Origin of the sequence: Glutamicibacter creatinolyticus (assembly GCF_006094275.1) — a bacterium.
Lineage (GTDB): Bacteria > Actinomycetota > Actinomycetes > Actinomycetales > Micrococcaceae > Glutamicibacter > Glutamicibacter creatinolyticus.
This window is the reverse complement of sequence record NZ_CP034412.1, coordinates 1,854,611-1,870,756: the sequence shown is the minus strand read 5'-3', so window position 1 is coordinate 1,870,756 and position 16,146 is coordinate 1,854,611. Positions and strand designations below refer to the sequence as shown.

Here is a 16,146-nt window from a genome sequence, read left to right as displayed (position 1 = left end):
TCCTAGCGCAAGATAATAGGTGAAGCAGGTTGAAATTGAGAATTTATTTGCGCATAGGAAGGAAAAGCGGCATGGATCAGCTGGATCGGGCCATCCTCGCAGAGCTTCAGAGGGACGGCAGGCTCAGCGCCACCGCGCTGGCTGAAAAAGTTGGCCTCACCGTGGCGCCGTGTCATCGACGCATCAGGGAGCTGGAGCGAAGCGGAGTTATCAGCGGCTACCAGGCGGTGGTCGACGCGAAGTTGGTGGGGCTGGGGTTTGAGGCGCTGGTCTTCGTGACGCTGAAGAACCGTTCGGAGATGAAGCAGTTTGAAGCCGCCGTGGAGGAAGTGGATTTCATCGTCGAAGCGCAGCGGCTCTTTGGGGAACCGGATTTCCTCTTACGGGTTTATGCCGCTGACCTTCCCAGCTATCAGCAACTCTATGACGACGTGCTGGTCGAACTTCCCGGAGTGGAGAAGCTGACCAGCACCATTGTCATGCGCAACATCAAGGACCGGGCTCTGCTGCCGGTATAACCTTTTTCGCTTCTCGCCGCGCAGGTTTGCCGACGATTGGGGTGAGCAGCAGGGAGCCGAGCATCACCAGCGCCGGGAGCCACAGGGCCAGCAGGATGCCGATGTGGTCACCGAGCAGCCCGATTAGTGGCGGACCGCTGAGCATCGCCCCGTAGCCGAAGCCGCTGACGATGCTGACCGCCCGGGGCCCCAGGTGCTTGGAATGCGAGGCGGCGATGGACATTCCCACCGGGAAGCCCAGTGAACTGCCCAGTCCCCAGAAGAGCGCGCCCATCCCGATGCTCCATGCGCTGTCTCCGGCGATGAACAACGCCACGCCGAACAGCCCGATGCCGCCCATGAGCAGCAGGGCCCGCACCGAACCCAGGCGGTCCACGATCTGACCGCCGGTGAAGCGCCCCAGGGTCATCGCCGCGACAAAGAGGGTGAAGACCAGCGCGCCGAGGGAGTGGGAGAACCCGTGGCCGGTATTGGTGGCGACCGCCAGCCAGTCGTTGGCCGCTCCTTCAGTGAAGCTCAGGCCGGCTACCATCAGCCCCAACAGCAGCAGCGTGTATCGCGTGTATCTTCCGCTTGCCGCGTTGGAAGGCCAGGATTCTTCGGTGACCGGAGTGGGCGCGGGAGTCGGGGTCTCATCCGCGACCAGGGTTGTGGACCAGACCGCCAGTGCCGCGATAATCAGCGAGATGACGCTGAAATGCCAGAGGCTTGGCCACTGCAGACTAATAGTGGCGGTGGCGGCACCGGCGCCGAGCAGGGTTCCAAGACTGAAAAATCCGTGTAGTGAGGGCAGGATGCTGTGTCCCTGACGGCGTTCGACGCCTCCGCCGTAGACGTTCATGGCCACGTCCAAAGTTCCGAAGATGATTCCGCTGCCCAATAGCACGACGTAGGCAAGAACCGGTTCGACGAAGGTGGAAATGGACAGCCCCATGAGTAACAGGCCGATCGCCAGCGCCAGGGGAAGGTAGAACAAAAGGTTCCGGATCGAAAAACGGCGAATCAGCATCGGGGCGACCGATAGCCCTACGAGCGAGCCGGCCGTCAGGCACGCTAGGAACGCGCCGAGCCCACTGCTGGAGAAGTCAAATACGTCGCCGATGACCGATAGCCGGCCCACCCAGGAGGCATACCAAAGCCCGGCCAAAAAGAACACCAGGCTGATGCCCAGGCGTTCGCCGGTAAACCGGCTGGCTGGCTTGGCGGCGATGGCCATGAGAGAAACCTCCAAATATCTACAGTACTTTGATTTTATCCCCTCAATTGCTGATGTATCAACAGACGGCTCCCGGGGAGACCAACAATTGGGCAATGTTTGAGGTGCGGCAAACCCAACTCACAGCTCCACTTCGCAATTTCCTCACGCTGGTGTTATCTGCATCACTTTTCGAAGTGGTTAGTCGCGAGAAAGAGCCGCGGCTCCTGCCGCACTCTGGCATGCGCGGCAGGCGTGCGTCCTTTACCGACGCGAAGGCGGGAGTAATGGAATCCATTCGCTTCGCGGGACGAGCGCTCCGGCGCGCACGCACAGCGCAGGGATTGGCGCCGTGGTTCCAACGGCGTTGCTCCTTGCTGCTTCCGAATCTGGTTGACTAGGTGCAAGATCGAACTCGTGCCCCTGTCTAAGTGAGATGAAATGAAGCAGCGTCAAGTACACTGGCTTGTTCCCGTGCTCTGGTATGTCGTTCTTAGCATGGGGCTGGCCTGGCTCGTTGCGCTTCCGCTCTGGCTGGGGCCGGGGCTGCAGCACCCGCAGTTCACCTGGATCGCGGTCGTCATGATGTGGACTCCGGCCGTGGCGGCAGTGATTGTCAGCGCCTTTCAGCGACGCCTGCGCGGCTTTGCGAGGAACGTGGGATTGTGGCCCGTCCGTCCCCTGGGCCGTTTTCTCTTCGGCGTGCTGCTGGCCATCGTGATCCCGCTGGCGCTAATCTTCCAGGCGTTGTTCGTCGGTGACCTGCTGGGTGTCTACCCGGCAGATTTCGAGCACCTGACGACGGTGCGAATTCTGGCCGGACGCACTGGCGCGAGCGAATTCCTCTGGACCCAACTGGGCTTTGCGGTGATGGGAGGATTCCTCAACGCGATACCGGCGCTGGGGGAGGAAATCGGGTGGCGCGGGTGGCTCTTTCCACGGCTGCTGCGCCTGGGGTCCGTTCCGGCGATTCTGATCTCTGGGGTGGTTTGGGGCGTCTGGCATGCACCCCTGTTGCTGCTGGGGTACAACTACCCGTACTCCTCGGGGCCGGTAGCGATCGCCTGCATGTCCGGAATGTGCATCGTCTTCGGTGCGCTGCTCGGCTGGCTGCGCCTGTACAGCAATTCGGTGTGGCCAGCAGCGCTGGCTCATGGAGTGTTCAACGCCAGCGTCGGTTTCGGCGTGCTTTTCCTGGCATTCGGTGGATTCCTTGACCCCACCAGCATGACCATCTCCGGGTGGACCGGTTGGATTCTTCCGGCCGTGGTCATCGGGCTCATGATCCTCTGTGGAGCTTTCCGCTCACACACCCGCACTACCGGGCGCGGCACCGAGTCGATGCTGGACGCCGAACAGGTCGCGGCCTCCGCTGCCAAAGTGGCCGACTAGTACTGATTCACACCCTTCTCACGAGGAGAACTACCCAGTAGGGTCGAGGAAAGCCGCCGCGGCGCGGCCCATCGGGGAAAGGTGTCAATACCGTGCACCAGACAGAGCATGCGGACCTGCTGATCATTGGTGCTGGCCTTTCCGGGCTCGTGGCCGCCTGTGAAGCGGTCGAGGCGGGTTTGCGGGTCCTCATCCTTGATCAGGAAAACGAGGCGAACCTGGGAGGCCAGGCGCACTGGTCGTTCGGCGGGTTGTTTCTGGTTGACTCGCCCGAACAGCGTCGGCTCGGAATCAGGGATTCGCTGGATCTTGCATGGAGCGATTGGACGTCGAGTGCCCAATTTGACCGTCTTGACGATGAAGACAAATGGGCCGAGCAGTGGGCCAGGGCGTATGTGGAATTCGCTGCCGGTGAGAAGCGGGAATGGATACGCCGCCAAGGCATCGAGCTGACTCCCCTTGTCGGGTGGGCAGAGCGAGGCGACGGGAGGGCCGAGGGGCATGGGAACTCCGTCCCGCGGTTTCACGTTTCCTGGGGGACCGGAACCGGCGTTTCGACACCATTTGCCGAGAAGGTTCTGCGCGCTCGTGACGAAGGGAAACTCGTGTTCCGCGGGCGGCACAAAGTTACCGATCTGGTATCCACACACGGAGCGGTTACCGGAGCGCGTGGGCAGGTCTTAAGGGAAGACCGTGCGGCGCGAGGTGTCAGCTCCTCACGTGAAGTCCTCGCGGAATTCGAATTCAGGGCCGAGGCAGTGCTCATCGCCACTGGAGGGATCGGGGCCAACCATGACCTGATCCGCAAGCATTGGTCTGAACGGCTGGGGCGGGCGCCGCGGCACATGCTCACCGGGGTGCCCAGCTACGTTGACGGCAGTGGCCTGCAGGTGGCGGAGGCCGCCGGAGCCCGAATCGTTAATCGTGATCGGATGTGGCACTACACCGAGGGCATCAAGAACTGGGATCCCGTGTGGCCCGGGCACGGCATTCGAATACTGCCCGGTCCCTCGTCCCTGTGGCTCGACGCGCTGGGACGCCGGATGGGAGCACCGTGCCTGCCCGGTCACGACACCATGGGTACCCTTCAGCACCTTCGCACGGATCCTGGAATCGACAGCTACGATCACTCCTGGTTTATCTTGAACCAGCGCATCATCGCCAAGGAGTTCGCGCTTTCCGGATCAGAGCAGAACCCGGATCTGACCAGCGGGGATCGGCGACGAGTGGTGATGGACAGGCTTTTCGCACGTGGTGCTCCGGCGCCCATCCAGGCCTTTCTGGAGCACGGCGAGGATTTCATTGTTGCCCGCACCCTGGAACAGCTAGTGGAAGGGATGAACCGGCTGGAACCGCAAACCCCCATCGACCATGCACTTGTGCGCCGGCAGGTGGAAGCCCGGGATCTGCAGACACGCAATCGCTTCGGCAAGGATCAGCAGATCCAGAGCATCCACAACGCACGCCGCTACCTCGGGGATCGGGCAACCCGCGCCGTGAAGGTGCACCGGATCTTGGACCCCAAGGCCGGTCCACTAATCGCCGTGCGGCTTCGAGTCATCACCCGCAAAACCCTGGGTGGGATCCAAACTGACCTTGACGGTCGCGTGTTGGCCAACGACGGAACGCCCGTACCCGGGCTCTATGCGGCCGGGGAAGTGGCCGGCTTCGGCGGGGGAGGCCTGCATGGGTATAACGCATTGGAAGGCACATTCTTGGGTGGCTGCTTGTTCTCCGGTTTGCAGGCCGGCCGATCGCTGTCCAACGCACTGTCCTAGTGGCTTGACCCCAATGATCTGAATGCGAAGCTTCAAACAACACCGCCGTCACCTGGAATCCAGGTGACGGCGGTTTCGGTGAGATGCGCCCCCAGCAGGATTCGAACCTGCGACCTAGAGATTAGAAGGCTCTTGCTCTATCCAGCTGAGCTATGGAGGCTTGACCGAAAATAGTTTAGCCCATTGGCTCCCGACAAGACGAAACAACCTCCGCCTCGACTATCCACAAAGCGCTCGACGCCACCAGCGCCGGATCGATGACTGAGACATGGTGGCACGACCGGGTAAGGGAATCCGGGAACGAAGCCAACAAAGGAGTGTTGATCCATGAGTGATCTAGTAACCATCCGTGCCGTGGTCGGTACCGAACCGCAGCTGAGCATCACACCCCAAGGAACCACCATTTTGAAATTCCGTGCGGCTACCCACGAACGGAAGCGTGATCCGGAAACCGGGGAATGGAGTGATGCGGGAACCAACTGGTTTTCGGTCTCATGCTTCCGCGCGCTGGGGGAGAACGCGATGGAAAGCCTGCAGCGTGGGGACCGGGTGATCATCTTCGGCAAACTGCAGATCCGGCAGTTCGAGCGCACTGACGGCACGCAGGGAACCAGCGCCGATGTCGAAGCCTATGCGGTCGGACACGACCTGAGGTTCGGTACCTCGAGCTTCAACCGCGTGCGCTTTGAAGGCGGTGAGAAGGAGCGCGTCAGCCACCGGGGCAGTCAACCGGACACGAGGGCGAACCCTGAGGGGCCCACGGTCACTCACTGGCCCGAAGAACACCCGGATGCCGCGTGATTTCGCTTCCCCGAGGCGGTGCGCAGAACCTTCCTGTGACCCTGCGCACCGCCCGCGCCAATTGGTGACGCGGTAATTCGGAAATGGGGCTGGGTAGCGACTAGCCTTAAGAGCATGGCGGAATTCATTTATACGATGACCAAGGCCCGCAAGGCCGTTGGTGACAAAGTCATTCTTGACGATGTCAGCATGTCGTTTTTCCCGGGCGCCAAGATCGGCGTTGTGGGTCCTAACGGTGCTGGTAAGTCGACAATTCTGAAGATTATGGCCGGGATCGATACCCCGTCCAACGGCGAAGCACGTCTTTCGCCAGGCTACTCGGTGGGCATCCTGCTGCAGGAACCACCACTGAACGAAGAGAAGACCGTCCTGGGCAACGTCCAGGAAGGCGTCGGTGAGATCTACGAGAAGATCCAGCGCTTCAACCAGATCTCCGAGGAGATGTCCCAGGAGGGCGCCGACTTTGACGCACTTCTTGAGGAAATGGGAAAGCTGCAGGAAGCGATTGATGCTGCCGATGCATGGGATATTGATTCCCAGCTGGAGCAGGCCATGGACGCGCTGCGCTGCCCTCCGGGCGACGAGCCGGTAACCCACCTTTCCGGGGGTGAACGCCGCCGCGTGGCCCTGTGCAAGCTGCTTCTGCAGAAGCCGGACCTGCTGCTGCTCGATGAGCCGACTAACCACTTGGATGCCGAATCGGTGCTGTGGCTTGAGCAGCACTTGGCCTCCTACCCGGGCGCCGTCTTGGCCGTTACCCACGACCGCTACTTCCTGGATCACGTTGCCGAATGGATCTGTGAAGTTGACCGTGGTCGTCTGCACCCCTACGAGGGCAACTACTCCACTTACCTGGAGAAGAAGCGTGAGCGTCTGGCCGTTCAGGGCAAGAAGGATGCGAAGCTGGCCAAGCGCCTGGCCGAGGAACTCGACTGGGTCCGCTCCAACGCCAAGGGCCGTCAGACCAAGTCGAAGGCACGTCTGGCTCGCTATGAGGAAATGGCCGCGGAAGCCGAGCGCACCCGCAAGCTTGACTTCGAAGAAATCCAGATCCCACCGGGCCCCCGTCTGGGCCAGCTGGTGATCGAGGCCCAGGACCTGAAGAAGGGCTTCGGCGACCGCGTGCTGATCGACAGGCTGTCCTTCAACCTGCCCCGAAACGGCATCGTTGGCGTGATCGGCCCCAACGGCGTTGGCAAGTCGACCCTGTTCAAGACCATTGTTGGTCTGGAGGAGCTGGACGGCGGAACGCTGAAGATTGGCGACAGCGTCAAGATCTCCTACGTGGACCAGAACCGTGAGAACATCGACCCCGAAAAGTCGCTGTGGGAAGTGGTTTCGGATGGCCTGGACTACATCCAGGTCGGTCAGGTCGAAATGCCCTCGCGTGCCTACGTCTCGGCATTCGGCTTCAAGGGCCCGGACCAGCAGAAGAAGGCCGGGGTGCTCTCCGGTGGTGAGCGTAACCGCCTGAACCTGGCGCTGACCCTCAAGCAGGGCGGAAACCTGTTGCTGCTTGACGAGCCGACCAACGACCTGGACGTTGAGACCCTGTCCTCCCTGGAAAACGCGTTGCTGGACTTCCCCGGTTGTGCCGTGGTCGTCTCCCACGACCGTTGGTTCCTGGACCGCGTGGCCACCCACATCCTGGCCTACGAGGGCACCGAAGAGGATCCCGCAAACTGGTACTGGTTCGAGGGCAACTTCGATTCCTACGAGAAGAACAAGGTCGACCGCCTGGGTCCGGATGCCGCGAAGCCGCACCGCGTCACCCACCGCCGCCTGACCCGCGACTGATCTTCTCCGATTGGTTGTACCGCCCGCCGCCCTGTCAAAGGGTGGCGGGCGGATCGCGTTAATCGCAGGCGCCGGGCTCCTGGGCGGCCAGCCGACGTGGCCCCACGCCCTCGGTGGCCAGCTCGTCTTGTGGATTCAGCAACTGGCAGGCCTGCATGGACAAACAGCCGCAGCCGATGCAGCCGGTCAGCCTTGTTTCCAGTTCTTCGATGGCGCGGCGGCGCTGTTCCAGGATTTTGATCCAGGCCTGGGAGGCGCGCTGCCAATCGGCTTCGCTCGGGCGGCGATCCAGGGGGACCGGCTCCAGGGCACTGGCAATGTCCTCCAGCGCGATCCCCAGGTTCCTTCCGACGGAGATCAGGGTAATGCGCCGAATCATATGCCGGGGATAACGCCGTTGGTTCCCGGCGGTGCGCAGGGAACCAACCAGGCCGAGCTGCTCATAGTAGTGAAGCGCCGAACGGGCGACGCCGGTGCGCTCGCTCACCTGCCCGATGGTCAGCAGCTCATCGGCGGCCGTGGCCTCCTGGCGTGACGAGTGTGACATTGGGCACCTCCGAACCTTTCGCGTTGACCTCAAGTCTACTTGAGGTTCTAGGATCGTTCATGACAGGCGGCCATCCCATTCCCGTGGTCTAGGATGGCCGACAAGATGAGGTTTCAAAGAATTGAGAGCAGCGATCCATGAGCAGCCTGGCTGACGATTTCCGTGCGGCGTTCCGTTCCCATCCAGCGGGAGTGGCCCTGGTAACCGCGAACCCGCATGGACGGCCCGTGGGGCTGACTATTTCCAGCCTGGCCTCGTTGTCGATCGACCCCGTTGCCGTGTCCTTTTCCCTCACCCGTTCCTCGGGCTCGGCCGGGGCACTTCTGCAGTCGCCGACCTTCATGATTCACCTGCTTGGCGAGCAGCACAGCAGCGTCGCCGACGCGTTCGCCCGCCCGGATGGGGAGCGTTTCAGTTCCGAACAGCAGTGGCAGTACCTGGAGAACGGTGAACCGTACTTCGACCAGGCGCCGGTCGCGATGCGCGCCCGCATGCACAGCTCCCTGCAGGTGGGCGGTTCGCGGCTGATCGCGGCCGAGATCCTGGACATCTTCCACGGACCGACGGATCAACACCTGCTGTACCAGGACCGCCGCTATCTGGGGCTGTCCACCGCGCTGCACCTGGAGCAGGGACAGCGCAAGTAGGCGCCAACGGCAAATGGGCCCGGTCAACACCGGGCCCATTAGTGTGACCCACGCGGGGACGCCGGCGCTCGTGCGCGCCGATCCTCCCGTGGGGGCGCGGGTTCAGTCCAGTTCGCCCTCGGGCAGTCGCACCATGCCCTCCTGGGCGACGGTGGCGACCAGCAGGCCCGAACGGTCATAGATGCTGCCGGTGCCCAACCCGCGGGCCGAGGAAGCGGACGGGGAGCGCTGCACGTACAGCAGCCAGTCATCGACCCGGAAGTCCCGGTGCCACCACATGGCGTGATCGAGGCTCGCCACGCTCATGTCCTCCCGGGTCCAGCCGATCCCGTGGCGGCGCAGCACAGGTTCGAGCAGTGTGTAGTCGCTGACGTAGGCCAGGGCGGCGCGGTGCAGTGCCGGGTCATCGGGCATCGGCCCGGTGGTCCGCAGCCATACCGCGCTCTCCGCGGTCCGTTCGCTGGTGGGGCCGAAGTAGATCGGCTCGGTGACGTGGCGGATGTCGAAGGGGCGCTCGAAGGCCCACTCGCGGGCGACCGGGTGATTGATCTTGCCCAGCAGGTCCGCCGTGGTCGGCAGGGTCTCGGGGTCCGGGACTCCCTGCGGCATCGGGTCGTGGTGTTCCAGGCCCTCGGCCGGTTCCTGGAAGGAGGCGATCATGGACAGGATTGGTTTGCCGTTCTGGTAGGCGTGCACACGGCGAGCCGAGAAGGAGCGCCCGTCACGCATCCGCTCGACCCCGAAGGTGATCGGCACATGGGTATCTCCCGGGCGCAGGAAGTATCCGTGCATGGAGTGGATCTGCCGGTCTTCCGGCACGGTGCGCGTGGCGGCGATCACCGATTGGCCCAAGACCTGTCCGCCGAACACCCTTGGACGGGACTGGTGCGGGGTATGGCCGACGAAGATGTCCTCGTCGGTGCGCGCCTCCATCCCGTTCAGATCCAACAGCTTCAGCAGGGTCTGGGTGTTCTGACTGTCATCAGCCACGATGTGTACTCCTCGGTGTGGTGCGCGTGCGAATCAGAGGCTATCTGTGGAAAAGAGTATCCTTACGAAATAGTAACTTCCAGTGTGTCGGCACAAGTCGGTTTATGAGTAGATATTGCCCGATTCCGCGCCAAATGCCTAAATCATCACATCGCCGGGCTCGGGTCCGCAGAAACGTGAGAGCATGAAAACATGTCAAGTGAAGCGTTGATTTTGGGTGACATTTCCGCCGTGAAGGACCTGGCCAGCTTTGTGAGCCGGGCCAAGAGCATCGAGGATGACGCGGCACAGTTCGTCGCCCGGGGCACCGCCCTGGCGGTCTATGTTCCGGTGCTGGCCAAGGGGTCGGTCGACGGCGGGGACTTTACGGTGCTGGGCATGCGGGTGCACCGCCTGGCCGCGCCGCGACAGCTTAATGCCTGCTACTCGCTGGCCTCCATCCAGGACCGCCTGGCCCGCATGGGTGAAACCTCCACGACATTCACCCTGCCCCCGGTGGAGGAGAACCCGGCGTGGGCCGGCATCCAGGTGCCGGTCGCGGGCTGGGAACCGGTGGGCCAGATCAGCGACGCGCACCTGGCCGAAGCGGCGCGCAGCGGGATCAACGCAGTAACCGAGGCGCTGCCGGAGAACCCCGGAGCCCCGGTCATCACCCAGGTGCGCCAGCGCATCTGGTCCTCGCCGTTGCCCGAGACGAACCTGCCCGGCGGCCTCCAGCTTCCCCTCGGGGCGGGGTTTGCGATGCATTCGCTGGGTTTCATCACCGAGGCGGGCACCAGTGCGGTCTACCGCAGCGGCAGCTGGCTGCGGGTCAGCGGTCCGCGCGGCCACGTGCTGGTGCGGCGCAGCAACTCCCTGCTCTAGGGGCTCAGGCTCCCAGCCGCAATGCCTGAGCAGGCCAAAGGCCTGCGGCGATCACTTCGCTGCAGGCCTTGGGTTTGGTGCCGTTGATGCCGGACCGTGGCGACTCAGTCGGGCTGGTTCACCAGCGAATGTGCGGCGCGCTCGAAGTAGTCGCGCAGCGTTTCGGCGTGCAGCATCGGCAGTTCCAACTGGTCGATGGCCTTGTTCATGTGCTCGAGCCACACGTCGCGGTAGTGCGAGTCGATGTGGAATGGCACGTGGCGCATCCGCAGCCGCGGGTGCCCGCGGTGCTCCGAATAGGTCTTGGGCCCGCCCCAGTACTGTTCCAGGAACAGCTGCAGGCGGATCTGCGCCGGGTACAGGTCCTGTTCGGGGTACATGCGCCGGAAGTCCGCGTCCTCTGCCACCGAGGCGTAGAACAGCCGGGTGAGCTCGGCGAAGACCGGGCGGCCCCCGACCTCCTCGTAGAAGGTTCCACCGTATTCGGCGGCGTCGACCGGCTCGGTGGCCAGGTCCAGGAACTCCTGGGACGACGGGCCGGTCACCACCGGGTTGTTGAACGGGTTGTTCACTACGCGGGGCGTCAACGGGTTGGCTTCGCTCATGTCTACTTTCCTGATGAGGGGATGACTGGTTCGTGGTGCACGGTGAAGTTCACCGAGCGGGCGATGAAGCAGACCTTGTTGGCCTGCGCGTGCAGGGCATCGGCCAGTTCGCGCTGTGATTCATCCTGCAGCCCCACCGCGGGGCGCAGGGTGACTTCCGTGAACTGCCCGCTGCCGTCGTAGTTCAGTTTCAGGGTGCCGCTGGCATGGTCCGCGTAGCTGGTGACCACCAGCGAATGCTTGACCGCCATGTGCAGGTAGGAGAGCATGTGGCACTGGCTCAGGGCCGCCAGCAGCAGCTGTTCCGGGTTCCAGCGCTGCGCGTCCCCGTGGAATGTGGGATCCGCGGTGCCGGCGATATCGGGCAGCCCGGCGGCGCTGATGATGTGCTCGCGACCGTAGCTGCGGTACCCGGTGGTGCCTTCGCCGCGGTTACCAGTCCAGCGCATGGAAATCTGGTAGTTGTGTCGCGAAAGGTCCATGGCCCGATTCTCCCATGGTTCGCCCACAAACGGGTATGGCGTGGTCCACAGCCGGCGGCCGTGGACCACGCCGTGGGCGCCGCCCGGGGGATCAGGCCTGGTCGGCCTGCCGGGCGTGCAGGGCGCGGACGATGTCGGCGCGGCTTTCCAGCAGCAGGCGGCGCAGGGCCGGGTGCTGTTCGCCCAGCTCCTGCAGGAACTGGTCGGTGCGCTCGATGGTGGCCTGTGAGACCTCCTGCGACGGGTAGAGCCCCACCACGATCTGCTTGGCCATCTCATGGGACAGGCCGGTCCACTTCTTTAGGATCGAGGCGAAGTAGCGCTCGGTGTAGCCGGAAATCAGCTGCGGGTCATGAACCATGTTGAAGCCGGCAATCACCGCGCCGTGGTTGTCGTTGGACAGCGTTCCGGACAGGATCTGCTCGAACGCCTCCGCCTTCGCCTCGGCGGTGGGCCGGGCCGCCTGGGCGGTGTACCAGCTGGACTTGCCCTTGGCGGTTGAGTCGCTGCCCAGGGCGGCCTGCAGCTGCTGCGGGCTCTGGCGTCCACCGGCGGACAGGGCGCTGATCAGCGACCAGCGCAGGTCGGTGTCCACCTCCAGCCCCGGCAGGCCCGCTGAACCCTCCAGCAGCGCGGCCACGGCATCCAGCTGGGCTTCGGTGCGGGCGCGCTTGGCGTAGGCCAGGGTGAACTGCAGTTGCGCGTCGGAGCCCGGCTCGGCGTTGCCGGCCAGCTCCCACAGCCGGTCTGCGGCGTCGATGCCCGACTGTTCGCGTGCCTGTTCGTTCACGTAGAAGTCCAATGCGGTGTTCAGCTGGCGCAGCAGCACCATGATCACCGAGGAGTCCACCTCGTGGCCGATGTTGTTCAGCAGCAGCTGCACATAGGTGCTGGCCGGGGCCTCGGCATCGCGCACCGCATCCCAGGCGGCACTCCAGACCAGGGTGCGCGGCAGGGACTCCGTGAAGTCCTTCAGATGCTTCGTGGCGGTGGCCAGGGAACGCTCGTCGAGACGGATCTTCGCGTAGGTCAGGTCGTCGTCGTTGAGCAGCACGAGGTCTGGACGCTGCAGTCCCACCAGTGCGGGCACCGGGGTGCTTTCGCCGGTGACATCCAGTTCCTCGCGGTGGGTGCGCACCAGCTGGCCGGAGTCATTCAGGCTGTAGAAGCCCACGGCCAGACGGTGGTCGCGGATCGTGGGGTAGTCGGTGACCGCGCTCTGCCGGATGCTGAAGTCGGTGATGGTTCCGTTCTCATCGGCCTCGATGGCGGCGGTGAGCGTGTTGACCCCGGCGGTTTCCAGCCACTGGCCGGACCAGTTGCTCAGGTCGCGGCCGGAGGCTGTCTCCAGTTCCCGCAGCAGGTCCGGCAGTTCGGTGTTCTGCCAGGCGTGCTTGGCGAAGTAGCTGCGCACCCCGGCCATGAACTCCTCCTGGCCCACGAAGGCGACCAGCTGGCGCAGCACGGAGGCGCCCTTGGCGTAGGTGATGCCATCGAAGTTGACCTCCACGTCGGCCAGGTCCCGCATCTCGGCGACCACCGGGTGGGTGGAGGGCAGCTGATCCTGGCGGTAGGCCCAGTTCTTCTCCAACATGTTGAAGGTGGTCCAGGAGCTGGTGAATTCCGTGTTTTCCGCCGCAGCCAGGGTGGACATGAACTCCGCGAAGGACTCGTTCAGCCACAAGTCGTTCCACCACTTCATGGTGACCAGGTCGCCGAACCACATGTGCGCCAGCTCGTGCAGGATGGTGATGGCCCGGCGTTCGACCATGGCGTGGGTGGGACGTGAGCGGAAGACGTAGTCTTCCAGGAACGTGACCGCCCCGGCGTTTTCCATGGCTCCGGCATTGAATTCCGGGACGAAGAGCTGGTCGTATTTCACGAACGGGTAGGGCACGGCGAAGTTCTTCTCGAAGAACTCAAAGCCCTGCTTGGTGACGGTGATGATGTTCTCGAAATCCAGGTATTCCATCATCGAGGAGCGGGCGAACACGCCCAATTCAATGGTGCGCCCATCGCGAGAAACCAGCGAATCGCGCTGCACCTGGTACGGTCCGGCGATCAGCGCGGTGATGTAGCAGGAAATGCGCTGGGTGGGGGAGAAGTCCCACCGGGCCTTGCCCTCCTGCAGCATTTGCGGATGCGGGGTGGGGGAGTTGGAGACCACGTTCCAGTGCTTCGGGGCGGTGACGGAAAACTGGAAACTGGCCTTCAAGTCCGGCTGCTCGAAGACGGCGAACATGCGCCGTGAGTCGGCCACCTCGAACTGGGTGTACAGGTAAACCTCGTCATCCACCGGATCCACGAAACGGTGCAGGCCCTCACCGGTGTTCATGTACAGCGCATCAGCGTCGATCACCAGGGTGTTTTCCGCCGCCAGGTGCGGCAGCTGGATGCGTACGCCGTCGCTGACCTCGGAGGGATCCAGTTCGGTACCGTTCAGGGTGACCGAGCGGACGGTGTCGGTGACCGCGTCGATGAAGCTTGAAGCGCCTGCGGTAGCGGTGAAGCGCACTGTGGTGCGTGAGCCGAAGACCTGCTCACCCTTGGTCAGGTCCAGCTCCACCTCGTAGCTTTCAACACGCAGCGTGTTGGCGCGTTCGATGGCCTCGTCACGGGTCAGGTTCATTCCGGGCATATGCATTCGCTCCGCATCCATGCGGCTCGTGCGCCGCATTATGGAAATCTGAAATATCTATTGAACAACTAGTCCCTATTCTGCCACTGCGGCAAGGGGGTGGCGCAAGTCATTTGGCGGATTTTCCGCTTTCGCCGGCCCCACCCCGATCGATCGGGGAAGGCGCGGTCGGCGGGGGAGTCTCCGCGAAGACGCTACACAATGCGCGAACCCCAGCGCCGGTGGATAAGCTGGAGTGGTGCCCGCCGCCAATGACGGCAGCGGCCACAGAAGACCTCCGCCCCCGGGGCAAAACGTCATCGAAGCAAAAACACGAAGAGGGACAACCTATGCGCGTGCACATCGCCACCGACCACGCCGGCCTGGAACTGAGCGACCATCTGGTCAAGCACCTGACCGCCAAGGGCTACGAGATGGTCAACCATGGACCGAGCTCCTACGACCCGGAAGATGACTACCCTGCCTTTTGCATCAACGCGGCCCGCGCGGTGATCAATGACCAGCGGGCCGGGGTTGAGGCGCTGGGAATCGTGCTGGGTGGTTCGGGCAACGGCGAGCAGATCGCCGCGAACAAGGTCGAAGGGGTGCGCGCGGCCCTGGCCTGGAACCTGGACACTGCTCAATTGGCGCGCCAGCACAATGACGCCAACGTGGTCGCCGTGGGCGGCCGCCAGCACTCGACGCAGGAAGCGACCGCCATCATCGAGACCTTCCTGGCCGAACCGTTCAGCGGTGCCGAGCGCCACAGCCGGCGCATCGGCAAGATCGCCACCTATGAAACCACCGGCGAGGTCATCGACTAGCCGTGCCGGAAGGGCATTCACTGCACCGCCTGGCGCGCCAATTCGACGACGTCTTCGCCGGCCAGGCGGTTCAGGTTTCATCCCCGCAGGGACGGTTCGCCGCCGATGCCGAACGCATCAGCGGCCAGCAGCTGGAACGTGCGTGGGCCAAGGGCAAGCAATTGTTCTGCCAGTTCTCCAACGACCTGTATCTGCGAATCCACCTTGGGCTCTACGGAGCCTTCGACTTTGGCGGGGACGAGTTCTTCCGCGGCGCCTCCTCCATCGGTGCGCCCCGGCGCATCGGCGAGCGGGAAGTTGCCGCCGAGGCCAACGGGGAATACCTGGGCCCGCCCGAGCCGGTGGGCCAGGTGCGCGCCCGGATCGTCAGCGAGCACGGTTGGGCGGATCTGCGCGGCCCCAGCGCCTGCGAGGTGCTGGAGTGGGAACAGGTCCAGGTGCAACTGGACAAGCTCGGGCCAGACCCCCTGGCTGGAGCCGCGATCCGGTTCAACCAGTCCAAGGGCAGGGACCTGGACGCCGACCCGCAGGCCGCACTGGAGGCCGGGTACCGCCAGTTCCGGCACAACCTGTCGGCCACCCGCACGCCCATCGGCCTGGTGCTGATGAACCAGGCGCTGATCTCCGGCGTCGGGAACATCTACCGCGCTGAGTCGCTCTACCGCTGCCGGATCAGCCCGCAGCTGCCGGCCAATGAGCTCTCCGCCCGGGCGGCCAAGAAGCTGTGGTGGGACATTGTGCAGATCATGCAGGACGGGGTGCGTGACGGGAAAATCATCACCACCTGGCAGGAGGACCGCAACGAGCCGGGACCTCTGTGGCCCGATAACGCCTACTACGTCTACCAGCGTCAGGGGCAGGCCTGCCGGCGCTGCGGCACCGCCATCCGGCTCGAGGAGGTCGCGGGCCGCAAACTGTATTGGTGCACTCGCTGCCAGCGACCGCCGCGCAAGCGTCCAGCCGGCCCAGCCACTGGTCGGTGATCTGCGCGGTCAGCGGCTCGCGCGTGCCCTGCAGTGGGAAATGAGAGCCCTAGTCGGAACTGGATAACCCCGGATTTGCGCTAGTCAAGAAAAGTGTTCTAGACTG

The 16,146-nt window shown here is 63.7% G+C and carries 15 protein-coding genes and 1 tRNA gene; 9 read left to right on the top strand and 7 right to left on the bottom strand.

What is annotated here, in order from left to right:
- The first annotated feature begins 71 nt into the window (after window positions 1-71).
- Entirely contained in the window at window positions 72-518 is a 447-nt protein-coding gene (locus GcLGCM259_RS08535) for an Lrp/AsnC family transcriptional regulator (RefSeq protein WP_054820708.1), read from the top strand.
- On the opposite strand, the gene GcLGCM259_RS08530 is transcribed toward GcLGCM259_RS08535, so the two are convergent.
- A complete protein-coding gene (locus tag GcLGCM259_RS08530) occupies window positions 490-1,734 on the bottom strand; it encodes an MFS transporter (protein ID WP_138926344.1) in 1,245 nt (414 codons plus the stop codon). The genes GcLGCM259_RS08535 and GcLGCM259_RS08530 overlap by 29 nt on opposite strands.
- Window positions 1,735-2,154: 420 nt before the next feature.
- Between GcLGCM259_RS08530 and GcLGCM259_RS08525 the strand changes: the two genes are divergently transcribed.
- Together GcLGCM259_RS08525 and GcLGCM259_RS08520 are read left to right on the top strand one after the other, a co-directional pair.
- On the top strand, window positions 2,155-3,105 hold the full coding sequence (locus GcLGCM259_RS08525) for a CPBP family intramembrane glutamic endopeptidase (RefSeq protein ID WP_138926343.1): 951 nt from the start codon (window positions 2,155-2,157) through the stop codon (window positions 3,103-3,105).
- A gap of 92 nt (window positions 3,106-3,197) precedes the next feature.
- Entirely contained in the window at window positions 3,198-4,883 is a 1,686-nt protein-coding gene (locus tag GcLGCM259_RS08520) for an FAD-binding dehydrogenase (RefSeq protein ID WP_138926342.1), read from the top strand.
- An 86-nt stretch (window positions 4,884-4,969) separates the two neighbouring features.
- On the opposite strand, the gene GcLGCM259_RS08515 is transcribed toward GcLGCM259_RS08520, so the two are convergent.
- Window positions 4,970-5,043: transfer RNA gene (locus GcLGCM259_RS08515), tRNA-Arg, on the bottom strand.
- Window positions 5,044-5,237: 194 nt separating this feature from the next.
- Between GcLGCM259_RS08515 and GcLGCM259_RS08510 the strand changes: the two genes are divergently transcribed.
- Together GcLGCM259_RS08510 and ettA are read left to right on the top strand one after the other, a co-directional pair.
- Window positions 5,238-5,684 carry a single-stranded DNA-binding protein gene (locus tag GcLGCM259_RS08510; RefSeq protein ID WP_175419369.1) on the top strand — a complete coding sequence of 149 codons (447 nt, stop codon included), beginning with the start codon at window positions 5,238-5,240 and terminating at the stop codon, window positions 5,682-5,684.
- 114 nt (window positions 5,685-5,798) lie between these two features.
- Window positions 5,799-7,481: an energy-dependent translational throttle protein EttA gene (ettA, locus tag GcLGCM259_RS08505; RefSeq protein WP_138926341.1), complete on the top strand. Its 1,683-nt coding sequence runs from the start codon at window positions 5,799-5,801 to the stop codon at window positions 7,479-7,481.
- 58 nt (window positions 7,482-7,539) lie between these two features.
- On the opposite strand, the gene soxR is transcribed toward ettA, so the two are convergent.
- Window positions 7,540-8,028, bottom strand: coding sequence for a redox-sensitive transcriptional activator SoxR (soxR, locus tag GcLGCM259_RS08500; protein WP_138177741.1), 489 nt, complete (start codon window positions 8,026-8,028; stop codon window positions 7,540-7,542).
- Between the two features lie 137 nt (window positions 8,029-8,165).
- On the opposite strand from soxR, the gene GcLGCM259_RS08495 reads away from it, so the two are divergent.
- Complete coding sequence (locus tag GcLGCM259_RS08495; protein ID WP_054820713.1) at window positions 8,166-8,675, top strand: flavin reductase family protein; 510 nt, start codon at window positions 8,166-8,168, stop codon at window positions 8,673-8,675.
- A gap of 102 nt (window positions 8,676-8,777) precedes the next feature.
- Here GcLGCM259_RS08495 and GcLGCM259_RS08490 read toward each other — a convergent pair whose 3' ends face one another.
- Window positions 8,778-9,608 (bottom strand): acyl-CoA thioesterase, encoded by an 831-nt coding sequence (locus GcLGCM259_RS08490; protein ID WP_138178085.1) that lies wholly within the window; start codon window positions 9,606-9,608, stop codon window positions 8,778-8,780.
- 249 nt (window positions 9,609-9,857) lie between these two features.
- Here GcLGCM259_RS08490 and GcLGCM259_RS08485 point away from each other — a divergent pair, with 249 nt between their 5' ends.
- The gene (locus GcLGCM259_RS08485; protein WP_138177739.1) at window positions 9,858-10,529 is read left to right on the top strand and encodes a DUF8185 domain-containing protein; all 672 of its coding nucleotides are present in this window, start codon (window positions 9,858-9,860) and stop codon (window positions 10,527-10,529) included.
- 104 nt (window positions 10,530-10,633) lie between these two features.
- On the opposite strand, the gene GcLGCM259_RS08480 is transcribed toward GcLGCM259_RS08485, so the two are convergent.
- From GcLGCM259_RS08480 to pepN, 3 genes are all read right to left on the bottom strand, one after another.
- The gene (locus GcLGCM259_RS08480) at window positions 10,634-11,134 is read right to left on the bottom strand and encodes a globin (RefSeq protein WP_138177737.1); all 501 of its coding nucleotides are present in this window, start codon (window positions 11,132-11,134) and stop codon (window positions 10,634-10,636) included.
- A 2-nt stretch (window positions 11,135-11,136) separates the two neighbouring features.
- A complete protein-coding gene (locus tag GcLGCM259_RS08475; protein ID WP_138177736.1) occupies window positions 11,137-11,616 on the bottom strand; it encodes an OsmC family protein in 480 nt (159 codons plus the stop codon).
- Window positions 11,617-11,707: 91 nt separating this feature from the next.
- A complete protein-coding gene (pepN, locus tag GcLGCM259_RS08470) occupies window positions 11,708-14,254 on the bottom strand; it encodes an aminopeptidase N (protein WP_138927213.1) in 2,547 nt (848 codons plus the stop codon).
- Between the two features lie 329 nt (window positions 14,255-14,583).
- On the opposite strand from pepN, the gene GcLGCM259_RS08465 reads away from it, so the two are divergent.
- On the top strand, window positions 14,584-15,057 hold the full coding sequence (locus GcLGCM259_RS08465; RefSeq protein ID WP_138926340.1) for a ribose-5-phosphate isomerase: 474 nt from the start codon (window positions 14,584-14,586) through the stop codon (window positions 15,055-15,057).
- Window positions 15,058-15,059: 2 nt separating this feature from the next.
- Window positions 15,060-16,040, top strand: coding sequence for an Fpg/Nei family DNA glycosylase (locus GcLGCM259_RS08460; RefSeq protein WP_138926339.1), 981 nt, complete (start codon window positions 15,060-15,062; stop codon window positions 16,038-16,040).
- The last annotated feature ends 106 nt before the right edge of the window (window positions 16,041-16,146 follow it).